This is a genomic window from Salinibaculum salinum (assembly GCF_037645885.1).
Taxonomy (GTDB): domain Archaea; phylum Halobacteriota; class Halobacteria; order Halobacteriales; family Haloarculaceae; genus Salinibaculum; species Salinibaculum salinum.
Map to the genome: position 1 here is coordinate 184,474 of NZ_JBBENW010000007.1, position 20,538 is coordinate 205,011.

A 20,538-nucleotide genomic window follows, 5' to 3' on the forward strand; every position below is an offset into this window, starting at 1 on the left:
CGAATGACTCGCGGAGTCTGGAACCGACTGGCTCGTGCGTACGCTGACGGGGGCGTCTCGACGGTTGTCGACCGCTCGTTGCAGTCCTTTTTTGCGGAGCCGCGTGGCTGGCCGACACTCCACTGGCGACTCGCGTCGTGGTACTACCGGGCCAACTGCGCCAACGACGTCCAGGTGTACTCCGAGCCACCCGACCCGTTCAAACTCGAATGGGTCGACCCGGCCGCAATCGAGCGCCACACCCGACGCGAGTACCCTCCCTGGCGGGGCCGCCTCTCGCGGTTCGGTGAAGTACTCGATGGCGACTGGGACCAGCGGGACTGCCCACCGACAAACCCGGATTACGACGGCCCACCGCCGGAGCTGTTCGTCGCAGATCGATTCGAGAATTCTGTGCTGTACCAGTCGCTCGCGGCGCACTTCGAACGGAGCGTGGACTGGGAGGAGACGGAACTGTTCGTCGAGACGTGTCGTCTCCTCCGGGAAGGTGAGGAAAATCGGGTCTGGCAGCACTGTCGGTCAGTTTCGGATGTCCGGAAGCGGTTCGCGTATCTCGACGAGCTGTACGAGACGATCCAGCGCGAGGGATTCAAAAGCCAGCGCCAACTCCTCCGGACGGACCCCCAGCGCGGATTCCGCGACTGGCTTCGAAACGAGATTACAGTCGATATCGGTCGCGACGGTGAGCTACTGCTGGTCTGTGGGAAACACCGACTCACCATCGCGAAACTCCTCGGTGTCGAGCGAGTCCCGGTTCTCTTTTTAGTTCGCCACCCCGGGTGGATGGCACGTCGCGAGTCGGCTATCGAATCCGACGAGGTAGAATCACACCCCGATCTACGGGATATCCCTGCGGCTGAAACTGCCCCGACGCGGCGCGTCGGTCACGCCCGATAACCGAGTGCGGAGAGGCGGCGAGACACGACATCGGCGTCGGGAGTCGACTGGTCGACTGGGGGGTCGCTCGTTATCGGTCGCGACTGGCCGTCGTCGACGACGAGCCAGGGGACGCGGACGAGCGCCGGCGAGTACAGTCCGCGCGGGTGGCCGTACTCGCGTACCGGAATCGGGTAGAGTCGTTCCCCGAGCAGATTGCCGTGGTCGGCGGTGACGACCGACCGCCCCGGCAGTTCGGAGACGATTTTTTCCACATGTGGGAGCGCGAGCGAGAGATTCTCACGATACGCCTCCGTGACGGTCTCGCGGGTTATCCCGTCGTCGTCGTAGTGGTCGTGACGGAGAATCTGCCACACCGACGGTGCATCGAACCCGTCGTCCTGTGTTGGACTGTATCCGCGAACGTCGAGTGTGCGGCCTCGTTCACCGATGAAGGGGTAGTGTGGTTGCATGAAGTGGACGAGAAGCCGCTTCTCCGGGAACTCCTCGTGTGCATCCAGCGCCGCAGCAGCAACAGCTTCCGGCGGGACCGTCTGGAGTTTATCGTCCCACTCGTCGAGCAGGTCGACGACCGCGTGAAACACGTCGTCTCCGAGCCGGGTGGCAAAGGGGTTTGCCGTGACGTAGACGGTGTCGTGAACCGACTTGCCGGCGAAATTTCGCCGGAGGAACTCCCAGCTCTGACTGCCGAGCGAAATTCGGGACTGGAGATCGCCGTCGATGCTGTTGCACGCTTCGAACGTATCGTACCGACAGCCGTCGAGGATGATCAGGTTCTCCCAGTCCTCGTCGAGAACGTTCGTCGGTGACTCCTCGCTTAGTCTCCGGTGGACCGCTCCGTGATACCGTCGTGCGCGCAATCGGAGCTGGTGTCGCACGTGGTCGAACGTGAGAACCGGATTTTCGAGCCCTCGTCGAACGTCGTTGAGTGTGGGGACACCCGGCATGATATTACTGTGTCGCGTACAGCTTTGCGTACATTCCGTCGTCGTCGACCAACTCGTCGTGTTCGCCCTGCTCGATGATGTGGCCGTCGTCGAGTGTGTAGATTCGGTCCGCGCTTCGCACGGTCGAGAGGCGATGGGCAATCGCGACGATCGCGTAATCGCGGTCCATCTTCTCTATTTCCCGCTGGACGTCTGATTCGATACCCGTATCGAGGTCGCTCGTCGCCTCGTCGAGGACGAGCACGTCGGCGTCTTTCAGCAGTGCTCGCGCGAGCGCGATTCGCTGCCGTTGGCCACCCGAGAGCCGGACGCCGTCGTCCCCGAGTTTCGTGTCGTACCCCTCGGGAAGGTCGTCCAGGAACTCCGTGACCTGTGCGATGTCACAGACGCGATCGATTTCTTCCTGTGTCGCCTCCCGGTTCCCCACTGTGAGATTGTACTCGACGGACTCGTTGAAAATAAACGGGTCCTGCCGGACGACGGCGACGCGGCCGCGCCACTCTCCGGGGTCGAACTCGTCGATTGGAATGCCGTCAGCGGTTATCTGCCCCTCATCGGGTTCGTACATCCGTGCAAGCAGGGCCGCAACGGTCGATTTTCCGGCACCGGACTGGCCGACGAACGCCACGAACTCCTTGCCGTGTATCTCGAAGGAGACGTCCTCCAGGACTGCCTCGTCCTCGTAGGCAAACGACACGTTTTCGAAGGCAACCGGCGTCGGGTTTTCGGGGACCGGCCGGGCGCCACCAGCTGGCTCCTCGTTCCGTTTCAGTTCCTCGATGAACTGCTGGGTTCGAACGAGGTGTGGGAGTCGCCCTTCGAACTTGTAGAAGCGGTAGTTCATCGAGCTGACCCGTGGACCGAGACGGAACATCGCGAAGAGAAACACGCCGAGGGCGCTGAGACTCATCCCGGTAAACGTGACTGCACCGTAGATCATCACGAACACCATCACCGCGGTCAGCAGGTTGTAGAAGTTGTCGATCGCTGCTTCGTTACGGCCGAGGTGGACCGACGCTTCGGTGTACTTGTCGATGTGGTCCGAGAATCCCGAAAACAGCTCGTCGCCCATCCTGAACAGCTTCACGTCCCGGATGGCCTGCGTTCCGGCCTGCACACTCTGTTGAATCTGTTCGTTGGCGTCTGCTACCTGGTCGCCGATAGCGTATCCGGGTTCGAGGACGTTCCTGAAGACGTAGGTGAGCCCCCCGAGAAACACCGCTGCAAACAGCGTCAGTTCCCACGACAGATAGAGCGCGATGCTGAGATACATCAGCGACAACAGGAGTTGCTGGAAGAAGTCCACGAAATCGCGGATGACCTTTCCGGCGTACTCCGCCTGCGTGACGATCGCGTTCATCACGTCGTCCGACCCTTCCTTGTCGAAGTACGCGACCCGAGCGTCGAGTGCGTGGCTGAACGCTTCGGTCTGGAGGTGCCGAACGTAGTACGTCTTCAGCGCGACCTGCAGCCACGAAATCGTGAAACTCGCCGTAAACCGTACAATCATCACGAGCGTGACGCCGGCGACGAGCGCCCCGATAGTGAAGGGAACGCCGAGGAAATCGTAGAGCTGGACGAACACCAGCGCGTATCCGCTGGCGGTCTCGGTGGGGTCGCCTGTGGACTGTGCGACTTCGATAATCGGCACGATGAAGCTAATCCCGATACCCTCGAGTACCGCCGCGAAGAAGCTGAAGAAGATAATAAACGCCGTCAGAGCCGGACGGTACGCCGCAACGCGGTATAGCCCCTGGAGTTTTTCGCGACGGGAGATGTCAGACTCATGCATTCGACCCGAAGCATGGAAACCCGCTGGTATTGTTTTACACCCCGTAACCGACTCGTGATTACGGAGACGGGACACCGATAGCGGGGGGACGCACGCGATTCCGAAGTAGGGTCACCATTACTATTCTCTCGACTGGCGATGGACCGTCGTACTCTCAGTCGTCTCGATGTCTCCCGACAAATTCCCCTCCGTTTCCGTCGTCGTGCCTGTCTACAACGACCCCGATGGTCTCCGAGCGACGATCCGCTCGCTCGTCGAGCAGACCTATCCAGCGGCGCGGTACGAGATCGTCGTCGTCGATAACGACTCCACCGATTCTACGCCTGATGTGGCCCGGTCGGTTGCCACTGCGCACTCCGACCTCGTCAGCGTCGAGTCCGAGACCGACGTACAGGGCTCCTATGCTGCGCGAAACACCGGTATCGAGGCGAGCGACGGTGAGATACTCGCGTTCGTCGATGCGGATGTTGTCGCCGACGCCGACTGGCTCGAAACGGCAGTCGCATCGATGGATGCACACGACGCGGCCTACGCGGGCTGTCGCGTCGACGTCGTCTGTTCGGAACGGACGTGTGCCGGGCTGTACGACGCCCAGATGGGGTTCCCGGTCGAGCGGTACGTCACCGAGAACAACTTTGCGCCGACCTGCGCGCTGTTGGTCGCCAGGGATGTCGTCCGCGATGTCGGACCGTTCGACGAGCAACTCGTCTCGGGCGGCGACGTCGAGTTCGGCCAGCGGGTCGCCGACGCGGGCTGGACGCTTCACTACGTGCCCGATGCCCGCGTCGTCCATCCTGCTCGCTCGTCGCTCCGTTCGCTGCTCGGGAAGCACCTCCGCGTCGGCCGTGGCATTACGCAACGGTGGCGGCGATATCCGGACCGGTACGACGACTCGCTCTCGTCGTATCTGTGGGGTGTGCTCCCGACCCACCCGCTTCGCTTTCCAGAGACTTTCGACTCCGAGTGGGACCGGATCTCGCGTTCACAACAGTTCGGGACGTACGCCGTCAGTTGTCTCGTCCGTCTCGCCAGGACGACCGGCCGCGCACTCGAACGTGCCGAAACCGGATTGTCAATCCCCTAGCGTCAGTCGAACGCTCGCTTGAGTCGGACACCCGTTCTGTACGTGTAGCGCCCGCCCAGCGCCAGCGCCAGATAGGCGTACGCCGTCTTGAGTCTGGGGTCAGTCTTGATCGCCTTCACTGCGAACCGGCGGGCGTCCCGATAATACCCGTTTACGAGCGCCGAACTGGCGATGCTCAACGAGAGTCGGGCCTTGAACCGCTGTTCGAGGCCGTATTCGGCGGCGAGCTCGCTGTACTTTTCGAGGAACAGCGGATAGGTAACGTCTCGCTTTGGCTCGAACAGGTCGCTGATCTGGTTGTACCCGCCGACCTGCCTGATGACGAGGGGACGCTGGATGGTGGCAAACTCGCAGTGACACGAGAGTCGCACGAGCCACTCGCGGTCCTGCCAGGCGGGCAGGCGCTCGTCCGGGAGTCCGGCCTCCTCGATGACCCACCGTTGGACCGCGAGCGTGGAAAACGACCCCCCGACGCCGCCCGCAAGTAAATCCGGCGTCGCAGCCGGTCCGATATCCGGAACCCGGATCGTCGTTTCCTGGTCGCCATCGACGAACTGCTGGCCGACCACGACGACACCGACTTCCGGCTCTCGGTCGCGAAATGTCGAAATCTGTGCGGCGAGCTTCTCCGGAACCCACCTGTCGTCGTCGTCCAGAAAGGCGAGTATCTCCCCGTCGGCAGCCTCGATACCGGTGTTTCGCGCAGCGTTCGCTCCCTGATTGGTGTCGTGGCGAAGATAGCGCCACTGAAGGTCCGGCGACGCGGCCTCTGCGACGACCGATTTCATCGGCGTCGGTGACGCGTCGTCGACGACGAGCAGTTCGACGTTCGAGTACTGCTGTGCGGAGACACTCTCGACTGCGTCGGCGAGTTTCTCTGGCCGGTCGTACGTCGGAAGGACCACACTCACCAGTGGCGCTTCCCTCTCCCCCTCGGGTTCCCCGTCGACTTCCGTGGGGTTCATCACGTGCATGTTCGTCTAGCACGTGTTTAGTATGGCTCTGTTACCCACCGTTATAGAGCGTCTCATTTGCCCTGTCGAGTCGTACCGGTTCGGTATGTGAGACATACTGCTCAATCTCGTTCCGCGTGAACTCGTCAGTTGCTTCTTGACTCGCAAGCGCAGCGAGCCGAATCTCAAGTGGCGAAAACAGCGAGGTGGCGTCCGGCGGAGAGTCCGGACGGGGGAGACGTCGCTCAGAAAATCACTGTTGAGTGGTCATACAGGTCCCGTGGACGATTTCGTTGTCTGCATTCGGCCCTCGCCGCTGTCCCAGGATGATAGGGTCGCCGCAGGCTGCACAGCGGAGTCTGCCATCTTCGTCGCTCGTGTCAGTGCTGTCAACGCTGCCAGTTCTCTCGGTACTGTCGCTGTCGCTGCTCTTCCCGGCGCTGTCGTCTTCGCGAGGTGTCTCGATCTTTACTTCTTCGGTTAGCTCATGCTCCTCGGCCGTCGCACTGTATCCGAGTGCGCCTGCACCGAGGCCTGCCAGCACTCCAGTCGCTCGTTTTCCGTTCCGGAACGAGCGAATCGCGACCACTACCAGGGCGACGGCGAGAACTATGCGGGCGAGTCGGCCGCGGCTGTTATCGGTTTTGGCCATAGTTCACTGTGGGGCTGTACACTCTTGTAATTCATCCAGCCTCGTCGATGCGGAGAAGTCGTGGCCGACACAAGCCTATTCGCGTCCTGGCCTCGGTCCCATAGTCGGATTCCGACAGGGAACAGTTAATTACCGGCGACGACGACTGCGCAGTAACGAATGGCAGGCTACGTGTGTGCGGTCGCCGGCGGCAACGGCGGCGTCGGCAAGACGACGACGGCTATTAATCTCTCCGCCGTCTTGGCGGCCGACGGGTACGATGTTGCAGTTATCGACGCCGACCTCGGGATGCCAAACGTCAGCGAGATGCTCGGGGTCGACCACGAGCAGAGCCTTCACGACATTCTCGCCGGCCGGGCGACTGTCAGTGAGACGCTGACCGACGCACCGGGCGGAATGACCCTCATCCCCGGCGAACCGGCGCTGGAAGCGTACGCCGAAGCGAACCCGCAAAAACTCCGGACGGTCATCAAGACGCTCCGGCGTGCCTACGACGTGGTCGTCGTCGACACTGCGGCGGGACTGCGTCAGGAAAACACTGTTCCGCTGGCGTTGGCCGACGGCGTCTTGCTGTTGACGACGCCGGATTACGTCTCCCTGACTGACACCACGAAGACGGGACAGCTCGCCACTCGCGTCGACAGCGACATCCTCGGGGCACTCATCGTTCGGGTGACCAGGGAGACGGATCTCGGTGACATCGAGGCTGCCTTCGACTTTCCGGTGTTGGGAGGGGTTCCGGAAGCGTTCGACGTGGCGGGTGACGAACCGCTGGTACTGACGGCACCGGACAGCGATGCTGCCGATGCGTACCGACAGCTGACCACCCAGCTAGAGCGGGTGTTCTTCGAGGGGGCGGATCTGGACCCGGTGGCCAGCGACCGATTCGAATAAGCGGGGACAGGAGAACGTCGGGAGAGCTACCGGTCGTCGACCTGTTCGACCAGCGGTGCTACGGTTTCGTCGTCAGCCAGTTCGTCGAGGACAGTCTCGATATCGACCGCGAGCGTGTAGGCCGGCCGGCCTTTGCCGACGGGTGATTTCTCGCGTTGATTTGCCATCTCGACCAGTTCCTCGTCTTCGAGACGGTTCAGCGCGCGACTGACCTCGGCTTCAGAAATCTTGCCGAGGGTGTCGGCGTCGACAGCGTCGAGGTGGTCGGCGTTGGCTCGGATGACCTGTCCCGTGTGGGCGGGCGTCTCGTCGTTCTGTGAGAGATGGGTGACGGTGAGGAGAACGACCCGACTGGACAGCGACAGCGAAGCAATGGCGTCTGACATATCCAGCAGAACGAATCCCGTGAATAAAAGCCCCGCTATTTGTTGTCTCACACCCTCTAAAGCGTCCCAATCGGCTGGAAATTCCGGCGGTGTGGGTGTGACGTAGTGCGTAATTCCCGCGAGTAGTCGCCGCTTAGATCCGAATTGTTCGATAGTTACAGAGAAACACTACTTTCGCAAGGATTATTACGACGCCCCACCATTGACGAAGGGAAATGGCGAAAGGTAAGGTTGATTTCTTCAACGACACAGGCGGTTACGGTTTCATCGAGACTGAGGATGCGGACGAAGACGTGTTCTTCCACATGGAAGACGTCGGCGGACCGGACCTCGAAGAGGGACAGGAAGTCGAATTCGACATCGAACAGGCAGACAAAGGTCCGCGGGCGACGAACGTTACCCGGCTGTAAGCGACGGCAGTCATCGCGGATATACCGCTGACTTCTTTCATTCTTTATATTCTGTGAGTGGTAACGCTGTAGCGAACTCACGCCGACACTTTCGGAAGTTCGATGTGAAACACCGCTCCCCGCGGCTCGTTGTCGGTCACCCAGACCTCGCCACCGTACCGTTCGACAAACGTGTAGACGAGATACAGGCCGAGACCCGTGCCGGGGCTGTCCATCCCGCGCTCGCCTTTCCCGAAGATTTCCTCCTTCTGGCCGTCTGGAATACCAGGACCGTTGTCTGCGACGCTGACGACGACGCTGTCGGACCTCTCCTCGGTCGAGATCGTCACCTCGGTATCGGTCACGTCGCTGTGCTGGACGGCGTTGGTGAGGATGTTCCGGAACACCGACGAGAGCATCTCGTTACCGCTCACGCGCACGTCGGGGACGGTTCCCTCGAGGATGAATTCGGCGGCGTCGTGACCGGCGTCGGCGTCCTCTACCTCAGCGACGAGCACGTCTGAGAGTGTGAGCACTTGCGATTCGATCGCGCCGTCGTCGAGCATCGTCTCCATCAGTTCCCTGACCGTCTTCGTCAGTTCGACGGCGTGTTTGCCGTGTTCGGTGATGCTCTGGAGATACTCTGTCCCGTCTTCGTCGACGTGGTCGGCGAGCAACTCCGCGTGGCTGAGCACGACGGTCATGTCGTTGCGGATATCGTGGCGGACGACGCGATTGAGTACCTCGAGCTGTTCGTTCTGTCGCTCGAGTCGCTCGCGGTTTCGCTCGCGCTCGGTAACGTCGTGAATAATCGAGAACAGGACGCGCTGTTCCCCGGTGTGGACCGGTGAGGAGTCGACTTCGACCTGGCGAATCTCTCCGTCGGCGAGTTCGTGTGGGAAGATAAACCGGTTTTTCTCGCCGTCGTCGGCGGCTTCCCGGCGGTGTGCGATTTCCTCGTCGTCGAGCTGGTTGATCTCCTGAATCCGCATCGCGGTCAGCGTCTCGCGGTCGTAGCCGTAGAACTCCACTGCGGCGTCGTTGGCTCGCTCGATGGTGCCGGTGTCCGGGTCGATGAGTAGCATCGCCGCGTTGTGACCCTCGAACAGCCGCCGGAATCGCTGTTCGCGCAGGCGGAGTTTCCGGGCCTGTTCGCGGCGCTCGGTGATGTCCTGGATGATGCCGTCGTAGTACACGCCGCCGTCGACTTCGTGACGGATGGCGGTCACGGCGGCCCAGAACGGCTCACCGTCCAGCGTTTCCAGCCGGAGCTTTTCCTCGACGATGTGGCCCTCTCGTTCGAGTTTCCGGGTGAGTAGCTCCCGCTGGCTCGGCGTCCGGTAGAGCTCTGCGACGTGGGTGTCGAGCAACGCCGCTTCGGAGTCTGCGCCGAACATATCGAGCATGGCAGGATTGACCTCCTCAAACTCGCCGGCCAGTCCGGGCGTGTTCCGATAGACGCCCACTGGGATGTTGTCGATGAGTTGCTGGTACCGTTCGAGTTGTTGTGCACGCTGCTTGCGCTCGGTGATATCCTGCTGAATCGCGACGAAATTGACGACCTCGCCGTCGTTGACGATAGGGGCGATTGTCTGTTCGGCGTAGTATCGCTCGCCGTCGGCCCGTTCGTTCTCGATCTGTTCGTCCCACACGTCTCCGTCCAGAATTGTTTCCCACAGCCGCTCGTAGTAACTGTCGTCGCGGTCGCCGGTACTGAGGATGGCGGGCGTCTCCCCGAGTACCTCCCCGGCGTCGTAGCCGGTCACACGCTCGAACGCTGGATTGACGTACTCGATTGTGCCGTCGGTGTCGGTAATGTAGACGGCGTGTCCGGCCTGTTCGACCGCCCGCTCGAAGGTCTGCAGCCTTCGGGTTCGTTCCTTCCGACGGCTGATATCGCGGGCGACACTGAGGATGGCCGGTTCGTCACCGTAGGTAATCTGACGGGCGTTGATTTCGACCGGAATCTCCTCGCCGTCGGCAGTCACCTGGACACTCTCGAAGACGAGTGTCTCGCTTGCCTCGATTTTCTGGATGCGCTCGCGGACTCGGCTGGCCTGGTCTGGTGGGGCGATGTCGGCCGGACCCATCGAGAGTAGCTCGGCTCGCGTGTAGCCGAGACGCTCTGATGCGACGCGGTTGGCGTCAACGAAGTTGCCGTCGGTATCGACGACCATGATGGCGTCGTTCATGCCGTCGAGCAGTTCCTGCAGTTCGCCGTCGGTTCTGACGGCGTGTGCTGCGGTTCGATTGTCTGTCGCGTGTTTCCGGGCGGTGACGAGCAGCTGTCCGTCCTCGTCCGGCACAGCGTGCATCGAACACCGGAGCGTGACGGTCGACTCGTCTGGCCGCTCGACACGCCAATCGAAGGTGACTCGCTCGTTGCGCGCACGCGACACCAGCGCCTCGATTGACGCCCGCGGCGTCCAGTCTGCCGGCGCAAGCGAGCGCGGACTCGTCCCCTCGAGCCTCTCCCTGGACCGGCCACACAGCGTGGCACACCGGCTGTTTGCGGCCACAATCCTGCCCTCGTCGACATCGAGCAGGGCTGCCGCGTCCGGACACACCTCGAAAACCCCCTCCGTATCGAGGCTCGTGTTCATACAGTGAGCGCACGCGTTCCTCCGTACATTAACCTGGGGCTGCGTTCTCTATCCCTGAGAAGAGCTGACAGGTAACTCCCCCGCCTCACTCGACGAGTGGGGCGCTGGCTCGGTAGACGATCTGCATCGGGAGTCCCTTCGCGTCGGTCGGTGGATCGAGCGGCAGCGAGTAGCGCTCTCCGGGACCGGGGCGGGCGGCGTAGGCGAGCACTGTCGCGTCGAGGACGTCGTCGACGGTAACCTCGGCGTCGCCGGCTGCTTCGGCGGCGGACTGGACCGCGGCGGGGGCGTCGGCGTCGAAGGTGGCCAGCGTTCGCATCCGTTCGGCGTAGCCGCCGGCTTTGCGTTTGGAGTGTTGAAGCGGTTCGCCGGCGAGTGCGCGAAAGCAGACTTCGGGATGGGACTCGGCGAACGTCTCGCGCGCCTCGGGAACGTTTCTGAGCAGGTCGTCGACTTCGGCGATGCTCTGGCTGATGTTGAACGCCTGCTTCGAGAGGCTGCGACCGGACTTTCGCTCGTTGACGCGCTTTGCGGCCTTGTAGCCGTGGCGCCGCGTTGCCTCCCTGACCGGCGGCGTGAACACCGACCGACTGCGTGGACCCAACACACGTCGGGCGAGTTCATCACACTCGCGGCCGTCTTCGCCTTCCTCGATGAGCCCGATTGGCATGTCGACGAACACGCGGTCGGCCACCTCCTCGTAGCGGTGCCAGAGTTCGCCGATCTCGTCGAAGACGGCAGCGTGGTCGAACCCGGTCCGGTCGAACGCCACCGCGAACCACGACCCCGAACTCCAGTCAACGCCCAGCGACAGGGACTGCGATTCGGCCATACACCACGCTTTGGCCCTGATACCAAAAATCCTCGCGCTGGATGCGAGCGATGGCGGTGTTCGCGCCGCTCGCGTCCTGCATCACTCGCCGCCGACGAAGACAGTCTTGAGCCGCGACCCACAGGTCGGACAGCACAGCGTCTGCCAACTGTCACTGTCGAGGTCGCCGTAGGTCTCCGTTCGCGTCGCCGCCGCCCGCGAAACGTCCGTTTCACAGGTGTCACAGTGCAGGGTGCCGTCGCTCATCGACGGAGATATGCAGTCGATCGGCTAAAATCCAGCCCTGCGTTTTTGCCGGCCGGATTCCTACATTCGCGCATGCAGGCTGTCGTTCCGGCCGCCGGCGAAGGGACCCGGCTCCGCCCGCTCACTGCCGAGCAGCCCAAGGGGCTGGTCGAGGTAGCTGGAAAACCGCTGCTGACGCACGTCTTCGAGACGCTCGCAGCTCTCGGCGTCGAATCTATCGTGGTCGTCGTCGGGTATCGCGGCGAGGATATCCGTACGTACTACGGCAGTTCCTTCGAAGGTATTTCACTCGAATACGCGACACAGGACGAGCGGCTCGGCCTCGCGCACGCCGTGTTACAGGCAGCGCCGCACGTCGATGGAGAGTTTCTCCTGATGAACGGTGACAATGTCTTCGATGCGGACCTCTCACCGGTCGTCGAACGCCATCGAACGACTGGCGCCGACGCGACCACGCTCGTCGAGCGGGTGCCACGCGAGCGCGCACGAGCAGGTGGCGTCTTCGACATCGAGGGCGGCGAGGTGGTCGGCGTCGTCGAGAAGCCCGAGGAGCCACCGTCACAGCTGATTCCGCGCGGCGTCTACGCGTTCTCGCCGGCGATCTTCCCGGCCTGCCGACTCGTGACGCCGGGTCACACCGGTGAGTACGAACTCAGCGACGCCGTCGACCTTCTGATTCGGGCCGGCAGACGCGTCGAAACGGTCGAGTTCGAGGGGTGGTGCTGTAACGTCAACACGCCGGCCGACCGCGAACGGGTCGCCGCTCACTTCGAGTCGTTGTAGTGCCCGTTAGACCGTCGGGAGCAGCGCTTCCGGTGGGTTTCCTGGCAGTTCGTCGCGGTCGTGGTCGGCTTCGAAGTCGAGGTCCGGGCCGGCCGCGATGATGCGCGAGGGCGTCACGTCGGGGTGGGTCGTGTAGTAGTGTTCTTTTATATGGCTCATCTCAACGGTTTTGGCAACACCCGTCGTCTGGTAGATGTCCCGGAGATACGGCCAGAGGTTGTCGTACTCGTGGATGTGCTGCTTGTTGCACATGAAGTGGGTGTGGTACACCTGGTCGAACCGAACCAGCGTCGTGAACATGCAGATGTCCGCCTCCGTCAGGCGGTCGCCGGCCAGGTAGCGCTGGTCGGCCAGCACCGCGTCCCAGTGGTCGAGCGCATCGAACAGTTCGTCGACGGCGCGGTCGTATGCCTCTTGACTCTTGGCGAAGCCGGCCCGGTAGACGCCGTTGTTGATGGGGTCGTAGATCTCCTCGATGATGCGGTCGACCTCGTCCTGGTAGCCTTCCGGGTAGAGGTCAACGTCGTACTCCGCAACGTTTCCGAACTCGGTGTCGAGCATCCGCAGAATCTCCTTCGACTCGTTGTTGACGATCGTCTCTTCTTGCTTGTCCCAGAGGACGGGGACGGTCACGCGACCGGTCATCTCCGGGTCGGCTTCGGTGTAGACTTCTCGGAGGTAGTCGCTGCTGTTGATTGTATCGGGCGTACACCCCGCTTTGTCGGGGGAGAACTGCCAGCCGTCGTTGGCGCGGAACGGGTCGACAATATCCACGGAGATGGCCTCTTCCAGCCCTTTCAGCGCCCGGACCAGCAGCGTGCGGTGTGCCCACGGGCACGCGTACGAGACGTAGAGGTGGTACCGGCCGGCCTCCGGCTGGAAGCGGGCGTCGGGGTCGTCCTCGACGAAGTCACGGAACGATGTTTCCTGGCGGTCGAACTCGCCGTCCTCGTTCGTCGATTCGTACGCGTCTGCCTGCCACTTGCCGTCGACGAGCATATTCATACCCGCAACCAGGGCCGCGAGCGAGTTAAACTCGGCGTGCAGTTACGTCGGTGTTACCGACGGACGTGCGTACGACGGTATCGGCGTGTCACCTACCTCGACGTTTATCAAGGAAGACGCGACCAGCTTTGTCCGATGACGCCTCAATCGGACCGTGGTCTCTCCTCGGTCGTCGGGACAATCACGCTCGTCGCGCTCGTCGTGGTGCTGGCGACGGGTGTCCTCGCTGCCGGGATGGCGATGGCATCGCTCGGCGACCCGCAGCCTGTTGCGACCATCGAGGCAGCGACAACCACGGCCGCGTGTGCTGGCTGCGGGCCGGACGACCAGGTCGTCCGGTTGCGCCACCGGAACGGCGACCCGCTGCCGATGGCCGACCTGGAATTTATCGTCTCTGTGCCAGGCCGCGAATCGGCCCGTCTGGTCGACTTGCCGCTTTCGACGAACTGCATCCGAGACGGCCACGTCGAGGGACCGGACCTCTTCGACGGCCGGTGTGGCCGCGTCGGTGGCTCGCTGACTTCGGTCGGGGCGGACTCTGATGGGACCTGGCGGGCCGGTGAGACTGTCCACTTTCGAATCCAGAAGCGTGCGGTCCGACTCGCGCCTGGTGACGACGTGACTGTTCGCGTCGTTCACGAGCCATCGGACAGCGTCGTCGTCGAGTGTGCGGTGAGAGTCCGGATGCGAAGATAACCGAATCACTGTGCCAGCGACCGCCTCATACTGCCGACAGTCTCAGGAACCAGTTGACCGGAGTCGAACGTCGCCGTTCGTCGTCTCTGCGGTCAGCGTCGGACTCGACCCGCCACGTATCTGTCCCTCCATGCGGCCGCGTCGAGAGACGGACGTAGTGTGTGGCACGTCTTCGACGCCGACCCGTCCGTTCGACGTCGAGAGTTCGAACGCGGCAGAGATGTCTGGCCCGATTCGGACCGTCACCCCTCCGTTCGAGGACCTGCAGGTCACGTCGCCGTCCATTGCCAGCAGCTCGACGTCGACAGTCCCGTTGGAGGTACGCGCACCGACTACTCCGGTGGCTCCGCGAACCCGAACGTTCCCGTTCGAGCTGTCACAGTCGACGTAGCCGTCTACGTCGGTCACCTCGACGTTGCCGTTGCTCGTCGTCGCGCTCACGTCCCCCGTTACTCCCGTGGCGGTGACGTTGCCGTTGGACGTTTCCAGTTGATCGACGGTGACGCCCGTCGGCACGTCGATGGTGAGGTCGACGCTCCGCTGCTGGAAATTCGACCCGGAGCCAAAGGAGACTTCGACGACGAACCGCTCGCCTGTCGTCACGTCGACGCTGATTTGGTCCAGCGCAGACTCGGAGCTGGCTTGCTTCTCACCGGCGACGGTGAGCTGGTCGTCGTCGGTGTTTCGAACGGTCACGTTTCCGTTTCGGTTACTGACGGTCAGGGTCGTCTCGGCGCTCACGTCGTAGCTATTCTCGAACGATTCGGAGACTGTCGTCTCGAAGACCGCATCGAAACAGCCGGCTAACCCGGCGGTTGTGACTGTTCCGACGCCAGCGAGGAGGGTTCGGCGGCGCATAGTTGCGTGTGCTCACGCTTGTGTCAAATTTGTATCGGCATCGTGATCCGGCAGTCGCCGAGGTTCAAAGGCTTTATCTACGCTGTCGGCTTCGTCTCCTCCAAGACCATGTCCGATAAGCCGGCCTCTATGTACCGGGACATCGACAAGCCCCCGTACACGCGACGCGAGTACATCACGGGTATTCCCGGGTCGAAGATTGCACAGCACAAGATGGGCGACAGGCACAAAGAGCCCGAGGAGTACGACGTCCAGATTTCGCTGGTCGTCGAGGAGACGGTACAGCTCCGTCACGGCTCGCTGGAGGCTTCCCGCCTCTCGGCAAACCGCTATCTCATCCAGGAACTCGGCGAGAACAACTACTCGATGATTCTCCGGAAGTTCCCCCACCAGGTCCTGCGTGAGAACAAGCAGGCGACGGGTGCCGGTGCAGACCGTGTCTCCGACGGGATGCGTCAGGCGTTCGGGAAAATCGTCGGTACCGCTGCCCGCATCAACGCCGGTGAGCGTCTGTTCACCGCCTACTGCGATGTCGACCAGGCAGAGGTCGTCAAGGAAGCCTACCGTCGCGCGTACAACAAGATTACGCCGCCGTGCCGTATCGTCGTCGAACGCGGCGAAGAGCAGCTCATCGCCTGAGCCTACCGGCGCTTCCTTTTCAACGTCGGCACCTTCGGGTGCCAACTCTCTCCTTGTCCAGCCGACGGTACTGGAATCGACAGCGGCGAGGTTTCGAGAGGCGAGGCAGCGTCGCCTGCAGTCTCGCCCTGTTCTGGTGCGTACACTCAAGTGACTACATCACGTTGGTCGGTTCGCATGTCCGGGGATACCATTCACGAGTCCGAAGAGCCGCGCACACGGAGAGGAATCGCATCGTACCTGCGTCGAGTCGCCAGCCGACTCAGCCGCGGCGACCCCGTCCCGGTCGACGAAGGACAGACGGTGACGGTCACCCCGCCTGCCGAACCCGACTTCGAGGTCGACCTCGAACGGGCGGGCGGCGAAGTCACGCTCGAACTCGAACTGGTGTGGGAAGAGGACGAGGATGACGTCGAAACCGACGTGGTTGCGAGCAAGGCCACGTTCGAACTCTACGAGGACAACAGCGGGCAGTGGCGGTGGCGACTTGTCCACGTCAACGGGAACATCATCGCCGACGGCAGTGAAGGGTACGCCTCGAAACAGAAGGCACAGCAGGGACTGGACAGCGTCAAATCGAACGCACCAGGTGCCTACGTCGTCGACACGTCCAAAGAGGACGACGCCGTCATCGAGGAAGGGGGGAGCAACGCGACGTTCGAACTCTACGCCGACAAAGCCGCAAAGTGGCGGTGGCGGCTCGTCCACGACAACGGCGAGATTATTGCCGACAGCGGCCAGGGGTATGCCTCGAAACAGAAGGCAAAACAGGGTCTCCGGAGCGTCCAGAAGAACGCACGCGGCGCACCTGTCGAAGAGGAGTAGCAGCGCGTTTGCGCGTCATTTTCTGTCGACTGCGTTGCTGACCAGTCGCTCCTGGAGAAACCGACCAGATTTATTCCGTTCGCCCTCCTGTCGTCTGTATGCTCCGGTTGGCGGTTGCGACGAACAAGCAAACGTACGAGCGGATGCAGGCTCCACTCGAAGCGCGCGATATCGACGCGGTCTACGTCCCGTCCTCAGAGCGGACGATTCCACTCGACGAGGAGTTCGGCGAGTTCGACGCCGGCTTCGTCTTTCCACCGCGACTCGCCGAGGGCGGCGTCGTCTCGGAACTGCTCGGCGTTCCGTGGGTCAACGGCCGCGAAGCGATTCTGCGCTCTCGGCACAAGGGCGAAACGCTGGCGCGACTCTCGCGGGCGGGACTCCCCACACCAGAGACAGTCGTCGTCTCAGACCCCGTCGACGAGTCGGAGTTAGTCGACGCCTTCGAGCGGTTCGACCCACCGGTCGTCGTCAAACCAAACGCCGTCACGCGCGGCATCGGCGTGGCGAAGGCGGCCGACCTCGACTCGTTTCTGGGTATCTGTGACTACCTCGACCTGGTTCACGACTACAAGGCGACCGGTGACAATTCCTTTCTCGTCCAGGAGTATCTCCCCGACGCCAGCGACTTCCGCGCGATGTGTATCGAGGGCGAGTACGTCGGCGCTGTCGAGCGTCGTCTGCCCGACACTGCGCTCGAAGCCGGCCAGTGGAAACACAACGTCCACCGCGGGGCCGAGGCGACAGGGGTGGACCTGCCCGCGGACCACCGTGCGCTCGTCGAACGGGCCGCGGCGGCGATGGAGATTCCCTTCCTGGGTATCGACCTACTCGTGACTGACGACCGGGTGGTGGTCAACGAGACGAACGCACGGCCGACTATCGACTCGGCGACGAAGTATGAAGACGGCTTTTACGACGACCTGGCCGGGTTGATACGGCAAACTGCAGACATCTGAGTCTCAAGCCTCGACTGACTCCAGTTCGTCGGCAATCCTGCTAACAATTTCGGGGTCGTAGGTCCAGAACCCGGTGTAGCCGTTGCCCTGTTCCCTGGCGACGAGTCCACAGGACTGTGTCTCGTCCCCACCGCCGTCGAAGGCGAGCGTCCAGAACCGCTTGACTGTGGCCGCGTCGCTTCGGTGGTAGGTGACGCCCGCTATCTCGGGCGGTTCCCAGTCAGCTTCGCCGTAGACGTGCACGTCGAGTGCCGTGTCGCCTGCGAGGTGACGGTACGCCTCGACCTGACTCTCGAAGACCGAGAGTGACTGGAAACTCGCTCGGAGCGTGCCGTGGCCGACGCGGAATGCGCGGTCTTCGATTTCACGGCTCGCACCGAGCAACTGTCGTCGATCGAGCGAGTCGAACACGGTGTCGTCGAACAGGTCGAACAGTGCGCGATAGCCTGCCGACACCTCCTCTCTGTCGCCGGGTCTGACGATCGGTGGGGTCAGCAACTCTTCGAAGTCGTCGAGAGAGAGCGACCCAACGACCTGGCCCGCGTCGTGTATCGTGACGAACGGGTCCGGTCCGTGTGGCGGCAGTCGTCGCTGCTCGGTAGTAACGCTGGAGCCACTGAAGCGCGTGTCGAGAGCGGTCTCAGCGTCGTCCGTATAGAGTATAATGCGCTTGCCATGGTGCTGTGCGTCGTCGATGAGCCTTTCGAGCATCACTCTCGTCACGTCTCAGCGGCGATGCTCCGTTCGAGCAGGTTACGGACACTCTCGGCTATCTCGCCGTTTGTCATAGTCCCGTCGGCCGGGTCGTACGTTACGAGGTTCGCATCTGCGAGGACGGGCAAGTGAGAGTGTCTGAGTGAAATGGCCATCTGTTCGTACTCCTCCCTTGTTGCCATTCCGCCAGATTCGGTCGCCTCCCACCCGACGAGCACCTCTGCAAGTTCTCCGACGGTCGTCTCGCCAGTGTCGAGCAAGTAGTAGAGCAGTCGCCGCCGCGGCCGTGCCGCGATACTCCGATAGAGGCGGTCGTCTGCCAGTCCGGCGACGGAATCTCCGGCCTCTCTAGTGTGTTCGCTCCCCTCCCCTCTCTGATTCTCACTCATGGTGAATTGTTGGTTTGTAATGTAGTTTTATAAACTAATCTGCCAGTTCGTCCATCTGACCTGTCTGGTCGGTCGGCAGATAGTGGCCATCAAAAAACGCCGCCGGAAGATATCGGAGGGTGGCAACGATGTGCAAGTCGGTTGGCGAGACGTTCCAGCGAATCAGCGCTGGCGCGCGTTCAGAGGTCGATACTGGTCGAGTCGTCGACCCGGTCGAAGGTCACTTCGAGGATGCCGTTGTTGTAGGTAGCGTTGGCAGAGCGCTCGTCGACGCGACTGGAGAGCCCGATACGCTCTTGATAGGTCCGCTCGGGGCCCTCGGCGTTGACGTGGAGCGTGGTGCCGTCGCACTTGAGGTTGATGTCTTCTTTGGTGACGCCGGGGAGGTCCGCGACGACCCGGACGGTGTCGTCAGTCTCGTGACTATCGAAGTGCACGTCGCCGGTCTGGTGGCCGGCGTTGCCACCGCCGCTGTTGTGTTCGAGGTGGAACTCCGCGTTCGAGCCCATCATCTCGTTCATCATCCGCTCTATCTCCTCGAAGAACTCGTCGAAGGGGTCGTCACGGTCGTCGCGTCTCATGGAAGGGGATAGGGGAATCACACTCAAAAGCTTTCGGCTCGGGTCGACCGCCGAGACTGTGATGCCCGACTCGGGTCGTCTGGGGGCAGTAGGCGGTGGATACCCGCGGTAACATCGCGGACTACTAATAGCTGGTCGCCACACTCCTACGCAATGAGTTACAAGACCCTCGACGACCTCGCAGACGGACAACGGGTCCTGATGCGAGTGGACTTGAACTCCCCAGTCGAGGAGGGGCGCGTCCGGGACAACCGCCGCTTCACGCGTCACGCCAAAACTGTTCGCGACCTCATCGACTCCGGCCACCGCGTGGCCTTGCTCGCCCACCAGGGTCGCCCGGGTCGAGACACGTTCGTCCCGCTCGAACAGCACTCGACGATTCTCGCCGAGTACGTCGATCAGCCAATCGAGTACGTCTCCGATACGTACGGCGACGAGGCGCTCGACGCCATCCGGGGCCTGGAGGCTGGCGACGTGCTCATGCTGGAGAACGTTCGGATGACCGACGACGAACTCCCGGAAAAGGAACCCGAGGTCCACGCCGAGAGCAATCTCGTCCAGACGCTCGCTCCGGAATTCGACGCCTACATCGGCGACGGCTACTCCGTCGCACACCGCAAACACGCCTCGATCGTCGGGTTCCCGCTCGTAATGGACGCTTACGCCGGCCGCGTGATGGTCTCGGAGTACGAGGCCAACTCCTCGATTGCGAACAAGGAGTTCGACGGCGAGGTGACGATGGTCGCCGGCGGGAAGAAAGCGACCGACGTTATCGAGGTCATGACCGCACTGGAGGACAAAGTCGACAACTTCCTCCTTGGCGGTATCGCGGGTGAACTGTTCTTGCGTGCGGTGGGCTACGACGTGGGCCGAGACATCGGCGATATGGACCTCTACGACGAGCAGTTCGAGAAGAACCTGGAGAAGATCCAGCACATGATAGAGGCCCACCCGAGCGAACTCGTCTATCCGACGGACCTGGCCTACGAGAACGACGAGGGCGAGCGCGTCGAAGTCACCGTCTCCGACGTGAAAAACAAGGACCACGACTATCTGGACGTTGGCGCTGACACCACCTCCCGCTACGCCGACATCGCCGCTAACTCCGCGGCTGTCTTCGTCAAGGGGGCACTCGGTGTCTTCGAGGACGAACGCTTCGCCCACGGCACGACGAACATCCTCGAAGCAATCGCTGCCTGTGACGGGTTCTCGGTGATCGGCGGCGGCGACACGTCTCGGGCCATCGAGATGTACGGGATGCGTGAGGAGGACTTCTCGCACGTCTCTATCGCTGGCGGGGCCTACATCCGCGCGCTGACTGGGAAACCACTCCCCGGTGTCGAAGTACTGAAACAGGCGAACGAAGCCGAGATCACCAGGTGAGGCGTCGTTTTCATCGTGAAGCGACGACGGG

The 20,538-nt window shown here is 62.3% G+C and carries 23 protein-coding genes; 10 read left to right on the top strand and 13 right to left on the bottom strand.

Annotation, left to right across the window (positions count from 1 at the left end; genetic code table 11):
• The first annotated feature begins 3 nt into the window (after nt 1-3).
• Nucleotides 4-897, top strand: coding sequence for a ParB N-terminal domain-containing protein (locus WDJ60_RS09380; protein ID WP_340100120.1), 894 nt, complete (start codon nt 4-6; stop codon nt 895-897).
• Here the strand turns inward: WDJ60_RS09380 and WDJ60_RS09385 are convergent.
• Together WDJ60_RS09385 and WDJ60_RS09390 are read right to left on the bottom strand one after the other, a co-directional pair.
• Entirely contained in the window at nt 885-1,844 is a 960-nt protein-coding gene (locus tag WDJ60_RS09385; protein ID WP_340100121.1) for a hypothetical protein, read from the bottom strand. The two genes, WDJ60_RS09380 and WDJ60_RS09385, sit on opposite strands and share 13 nt — an antisense overlap.
• A gap of 4 nt (nt 1,845-1,848) precedes the next feature.
• On the bottom strand, nt 1,849-3,636 hold the full coding sequence (locus WDJ60_RS09390; RefSeq protein ID WP_340100122.1) for an ABC transporter ATP-binding protein: 1,788 nt from the start codon (nt 3,634-3,636) through the stop codon (nt 1,849-1,851).
• Between the two features lie 166 nt (nt 3,637-3,802).
• On the opposite strand from WDJ60_RS09390, the gene WDJ60_RS09395 reads away from it, so the two are divergent.
• The gene (locus WDJ60_RS09395; RefSeq protein WP_340100123.1) at nt 3,803-4,720 is read left to right on the top strand and encodes a glycosyltransferase family 2 protein; all 918 of its coding nucleotides are present in this window, start codon (nt 3,803-3,805) and stop codon (nt 4,718-4,720) included.
• Nucleotides 4,721-4,722: 2 nt separating this feature from the next.
• Here the strand turns inward: WDJ60_RS09395 and WDJ60_RS09400 are convergent, their stop codons facing one another.
• Together WDJ60_RS09400 and WDJ60_RS09405 are read right to left on the bottom strand one after the other, a co-directional pair.
• Complete coding sequence (locus tag WDJ60_RS09400; protein WP_340100124.1) at nt 4,723-5,685, bottom strand: glycosyltransferase family 2 protein; 963 nt, start codon at nt 5,683-5,685, stop codon at nt 4,723-4,725.
• 241 nt (nt 5,686-5,926) lie between these two features.
• Nucleotides 5,927-6,325, bottom strand: coding sequence for a DUF2892 domain-containing protein (locus tag WDJ60_RS09405; protein ID WP_340100125.1), 399 nt, complete (start codon nt 6,323-6,325; stop codon nt 5,927-5,929).
• Between the two features lie 159 nt (nt 6,326-6,484).
• On the opposite strand from WDJ60_RS09405, the gene WDJ60_RS09410 reads away from it, so the two are divergent.
• Nucleotides 6,485-7,219: a MinD/ParA family ATP-binding protein gene (locus tag WDJ60_RS09410; protein ID WP_340100126.1), complete on the top strand. Its 735-nt coding sequence runs from the start codon at nt 6,485-6,487 to the stop codon at nt 7,217-7,219.
• A 26-nt stretch (nt 7,220-7,245) separates the two neighbouring features.
• Here the strand turns inward: WDJ60_RS09410 and WDJ60_RS09415 are convergent, their stop codons facing one another.
• Nucleotides 7,246-7,605 carry a Cdc6/Cdc18 family protein gene (locus tag WDJ60_RS09415; RefSeq protein WP_340100127.1) on the bottom strand — a complete coding sequence of 120 codons (360 nt, stop codon included), beginning with the start codon at nt 7,603-7,605 and terminating at the stop codon, nt 7,246-7,248.
• A 215-nt stretch (nt 7,606-7,820) separates the two neighbouring features.
• Between WDJ60_RS09415 and WDJ60_RS09420 the strand changes: the two genes are divergently transcribed.
• On the top strand, nt 7,821-8,015 hold the full coding sequence (locus tag WDJ60_RS09420; RefSeq protein WP_302082665.1) for a cold-shock protein: 195 nt from the start codon (nt 7,821-7,823) through the stop codon (nt 8,013-8,015).
• A 77-nt stretch (nt 8,016-8,092) separates the two neighbouring features.
• On the opposite strand, the gene WDJ60_RS09425 is transcribed toward WDJ60_RS09420, so the two are convergent.
• From WDJ60_RS09425 to WDJ60_RS09435, 3 genes are all read right to left on the bottom strand, one after another.
• Nucleotides 8,093-10,597: a PAS domain-containing protein gene (locus WDJ60_RS09425; protein ID WP_340100128.1), complete on the bottom strand. Its 2,505-nt coding sequence runs from the start codon at nt 10,595-10,597 to the stop codon at nt 8,093-8,095.
• Between the two features lie 85 nt (nt 10,598-10,682).
• Nucleotides 10,683-11,429 carry a DUF429 domain-containing protein gene (locus tag WDJ60_RS09430; protein WP_340100129.1) on the bottom strand — a complete coding sequence of 249 codons (747 nt, stop codon included), beginning with the start codon at nt 11,427-11,429 and terminating at the stop codon, nt 10,683-10,685.
• Between the two features lie 81 nt (nt 11,430-11,510).
• Nucleotides 11,511-11,675: a hypothetical protein gene (locus WDJ60_RS09435; RefSeq protein WP_340100130.1), complete on the bottom strand. Its 165-nt coding sequence runs from the start codon at nt 11,673-11,675 to the stop codon at nt 11,511-11,513.
• 72 nt (nt 11,676-11,747) lie between these two features.
• Here WDJ60_RS09435 and WDJ60_RS09440 point away from each other — a divergent pair, with 72 nt between their 5' ends.
• The gene (locus tag WDJ60_RS09440; protein ID WP_340100131.1) at nt 11,748-12,458 is read left to right on the top strand and encodes a sugar phosphate nucleotidyltransferase; all 711 of its coding nucleotides are present in this window, start codon (nt 11,748-11,750) and stop codon (nt 12,456-12,458) included.
• A 6-nt stretch (nt 12,459-12,464) separates the two neighbouring features.
• On the opposite strand, the gene WDJ60_RS09445 is transcribed toward WDJ60_RS09440, so the two are convergent.
• Nucleotides 12,465-13,463, bottom strand: a complete 999-nt coding sequence (locus WDJ60_RS09445; RefSeq protein WP_340100132.1) for a glutathione S-transferase family protein — start codon at nt 13,461-13,463, stop codon at nt 12,465-12,467.
• A gap of 135 nt (nt 13,464-13,598) precedes the next feature.
• Here WDJ60_RS09445 and WDJ60_RS09450 point away from each other — a divergent pair, with 135 nt between their 5' ends.
• Nucleotides 13,599-14,159: a type IV pilin N-terminal domain-containing protein gene (locus WDJ60_RS09450; RefSeq protein WP_340100133.1), complete on the top strand. Its 561-nt coding sequence runs from the start codon at nt 13,599-13,601 to the stop codon at nt 14,157-14,159.
• 42 nt (nt 14,160-14,201) lie between these two features.
• On the opposite strand, the gene WDJ60_RS09455 is transcribed toward WDJ60_RS09450, so the two are convergent.
• Nucleotides 14,202-15,017: a DUF4097 family beta strand repeat-containing protein gene (locus tag WDJ60_RS09455; protein ID WP_340100134.1), complete on the bottom strand. Its 816-nt coding sequence runs from the start codon at nt 15,015-15,017 to the stop codon at nt 14,202-14,204.
• 108 nt (nt 15,018-15,125) lie between these two features.
• Here WDJ60_RS09455 and WDJ60_RS09460 point away from each other — a divergent pair, with 108 nt between their 5' ends.
• The 3 genes from WDJ60_RS09460 to WDJ60_RS09470 all read left to right on the top strand — a co-directional run bounded on the left by WDJ60_RS09460 (nt 15,126) and on the right by WDJ60_RS09470 (nt 17,440).
• Nucleotides 15,126-15,656: a 50S ribosomal protein L16 gene (locus WDJ60_RS09460; RefSeq protein WP_340100135.1), complete on the top strand. Its 531-nt coding sequence runs from the start codon at nt 15,126-15,128 to the stop codon at nt 15,654-15,656.
• A gap of 177 nt (nt 15,657-15,833) precedes the next feature.
• Nucleotides 15,834-16,481, top strand: coding sequence for an HVO_2922 family protein (locus WDJ60_RS09465; protein ID WP_340100136.1), 648 nt, complete (start codon nt 15,834-15,836; stop codon nt 16,479-16,481).
• Nucleotides 16,482-16,579: 98 nt separating this feature from the next.
• Nucleotides 16,580-17,440 (top strand): ATP-grasp domain-containing protein, encoded by an 861-nt coding sequence (locus tag WDJ60_RS09470; RefSeq protein ID WP_340100137.1) that lies wholly within the window; start codon nt 16,580-16,582, stop codon nt 17,438-17,440.
• 3 nt (nt 17,441-17,443) lie between these two features.
• Here the strand turns inward: WDJ60_RS09470 and WDJ60_RS09475 are convergent, their stop codons facing one another.
• From WDJ60_RS09475 to WDJ60_RS09485, 3 genes are all read right to left on the bottom strand, one after another.
• On the bottom strand, nt 17,444-18,151 hold the full coding sequence (locus WDJ60_RS09475; RefSeq protein ID WP_340100138.1) for a DICT sensory domain-containing protein: 708 nt from the start codon (nt 18,149-18,151) through the stop codon (nt 17,444-17,446).
• 8 nt (nt 18,152-18,159) lie between these two features.
• Nucleotides 18,160-18,543 (bottom strand): DUF7344 domain-containing protein, encoded by a 384-nt coding sequence (locus WDJ60_RS09480; protein WP_340100139.1) that lies wholly within the window; start codon nt 18,541-18,543, stop codon nt 18,160-18,162.
• Nucleotides 18,544-18,722: 179 nt separating this feature from the next.
• The gene (locus WDJ60_RS09485; RefSeq protein ID WP_340100140.1) at nt 18,723-19,124 is read right to left on the bottom strand and encodes an Hsp20/alpha crystallin family protein; all 402 of its coding nucleotides are present in this window, start codon (nt 19,122-19,124) and stop codon (nt 18,723-18,725) included.
• A gap of 153 nt (nt 19,125-19,277) precedes the next feature.
• On the opposite strand from WDJ60_RS09485, the gene WDJ60_RS09490 reads away from it, so the two are divergent.
• The gene (locus tag WDJ60_RS09490; RefSeq protein WP_340100141.1) at nt 19,278-20,507 is read left to right on the top strand and encodes a phosphoglycerate kinase; all 1,230 of its coding nucleotides are present in this window, start codon (nt 19,278-19,280) and stop codon (nt 20,505-20,507) included.
• Nucleotides 20,508-20,538: the final 31 nt, after the last annotated feature.

Bases quoted from the DNA above. Each gene is read 5' to 3' on its own strand.
- WDJ60_RS09380 (WP_340100120.1), top strand. From the start codon at position 4: ATGACTCGCGGAGTCTGGAACCGACTGGCTCGTGCGTACGCTGACGGG.
- WDJ60_RS09385 (WP_340100121.1), bottom strand. From the start codon at position 1,844: ATGCCGGGTGTCCCCACACTCAACGACGTTCGACGAGGGCTCGAAAAT.
- WDJ60_RS09390 (WP_340100122.1), bottom strand. From the start codon at position 3,636: ATGCATGAGTCTGACATCTCCCGTCGCGAAAAACTCCAGGGGCTATAC.
- WDJ60_RS09395 (WP_340100123.1), top strand. From the start codon at position 3,803: ATGTCTCCCGACAAATTCCCCTCCGTTTCCGTCGTCGTGCCTGTCTAC.
- WDJ60_RS09400 (WP_340100124.1), bottom strand. From the start codon at position 5,685: ATGAACCCCACGGAAGTCGACGGGGAACCCGAGGGGGAGAGGGAAGCG.
- WDJ60_RS09405 (WP_340100125.1), bottom strand. From the start codon at position 6,325: ATGGCCAAAACCGATAACAGCCGCGGCCGACTCGCCCGCATAGTTCTC.
- WDJ60_RS09410 (WP_340100126.1), top strand. From the start codon at position 6,485: ATGGCAGGCTACGTGTGTGCGGTCGCCGGCGGCAACGGCGGCGTCGGC.
- WDJ60_RS09415 (WP_340100127.1), bottom strand. From the start codon at position 7,605: ATGTCAGACGCCATTGCTTCGCTGTCGCTGTCCAGTCGGGTCGTTCTC.
- WDJ60_RS09420 (WP_302082665.1), top strand. From the start codon at position 7,821: ATGGCGAAAGGTAAGGTTGATTTCTTCAACGACACAGGCGGTTACGGT.
- WDJ60_RS09425 (WP_340100128.1), bottom strand. From the start codon at position 10,597: ATGAACACGAGCCTCGATACGGAGGGGGTTTTCGAGGTGTGTCCGGAC.
- WDJ60_RS09430 (WP_340100129.1), bottom strand. From the start codon at position 11,429: ATGGCCGAATCGCAGTCCCTGTCGCTGGGCGTTGACTGGAGTTCGGGG.
- WDJ60_RS09435 (WP_340100130.1), bottom strand. From the start codon at position 11,675: ATGAGCGACGGCACCCTGCACTGTGACACCTGTGAAACGGACGTTTCG.
- WDJ60_RS09440 (WP_340100131.1), top strand. From the start codon at position 11,748: ATGCAGGCTGTCGTTCCGGCCGCCGGCGAAGGGACCCGGCTCCGCCCG.
- WDJ60_RS09445 (WP_340100132.1), bottom strand. From the start codon at position 13,463: ATGAATATGCTCGTCGACGGCAAGTGGCAGGCAGACGCGTACGAATCG.
- WDJ60_RS09450 (WP_340100133.1), top strand. From the start codon at position 13,599: ATGACGCCTCAATCGGACCGTGGTCTCTCCTCGGTCGTCGGGACAATC.
- WDJ60_RS09455 (WP_340100134.1), bottom strand. From the start codon at position 15,017: ATGCGCCGCCGAACCCTCCTCGCTGGCGTCGGAACAGTCACAACCGCC.
- WDJ60_RS09460 (WP_340100135.1), top strand. From the start codon at position 15,126: ATGTCCGATAAGCCGGCCTCTATGTACCGGGACATCGACAAGCCCCCG.
- WDJ60_RS09465 (WP_340100136.1), top strand. From the start codon at position 15,834: ATGTCCGGGGATACCATTCACGAGTCCGAAGAGCCGCGCACACGGAGA.
- WDJ60_RS09470 (WP_340100137.1), top strand. From the start codon at position 16,580: ATGCTCCGGTTGGCGGTTGCGACGAACAAGCAAACGTACGAGCGGATG.
- WDJ60_RS09475 (WP_340100138.1), bottom strand. From the start codon at position 18,151: ATGCTCGAAAGGCTCATCGACGACGCACAGCACCATGGCAAGCGCATT.
- WDJ60_RS09480 (WP_340100139.1), bottom strand. From the start codon at position 18,543: ATGAGTGAGAATCAGAGAGGGGAGGGGAGCGAACACACTAGAGAGGCC.
- WDJ60_RS09485 (WP_340100140.1), bottom strand. From the start codon at position 19,124: ATGAGACGCGACGACCGTGACGACCCCTTCGACGAGTTCTTCGAGGAG.
- WDJ60_RS09490 (WP_340100141.1), top strand. From the start codon at position 19,278: ATGAGTTACAAGACCCTCGACGACCTCGCAGACGGACAACGGGTCCTG.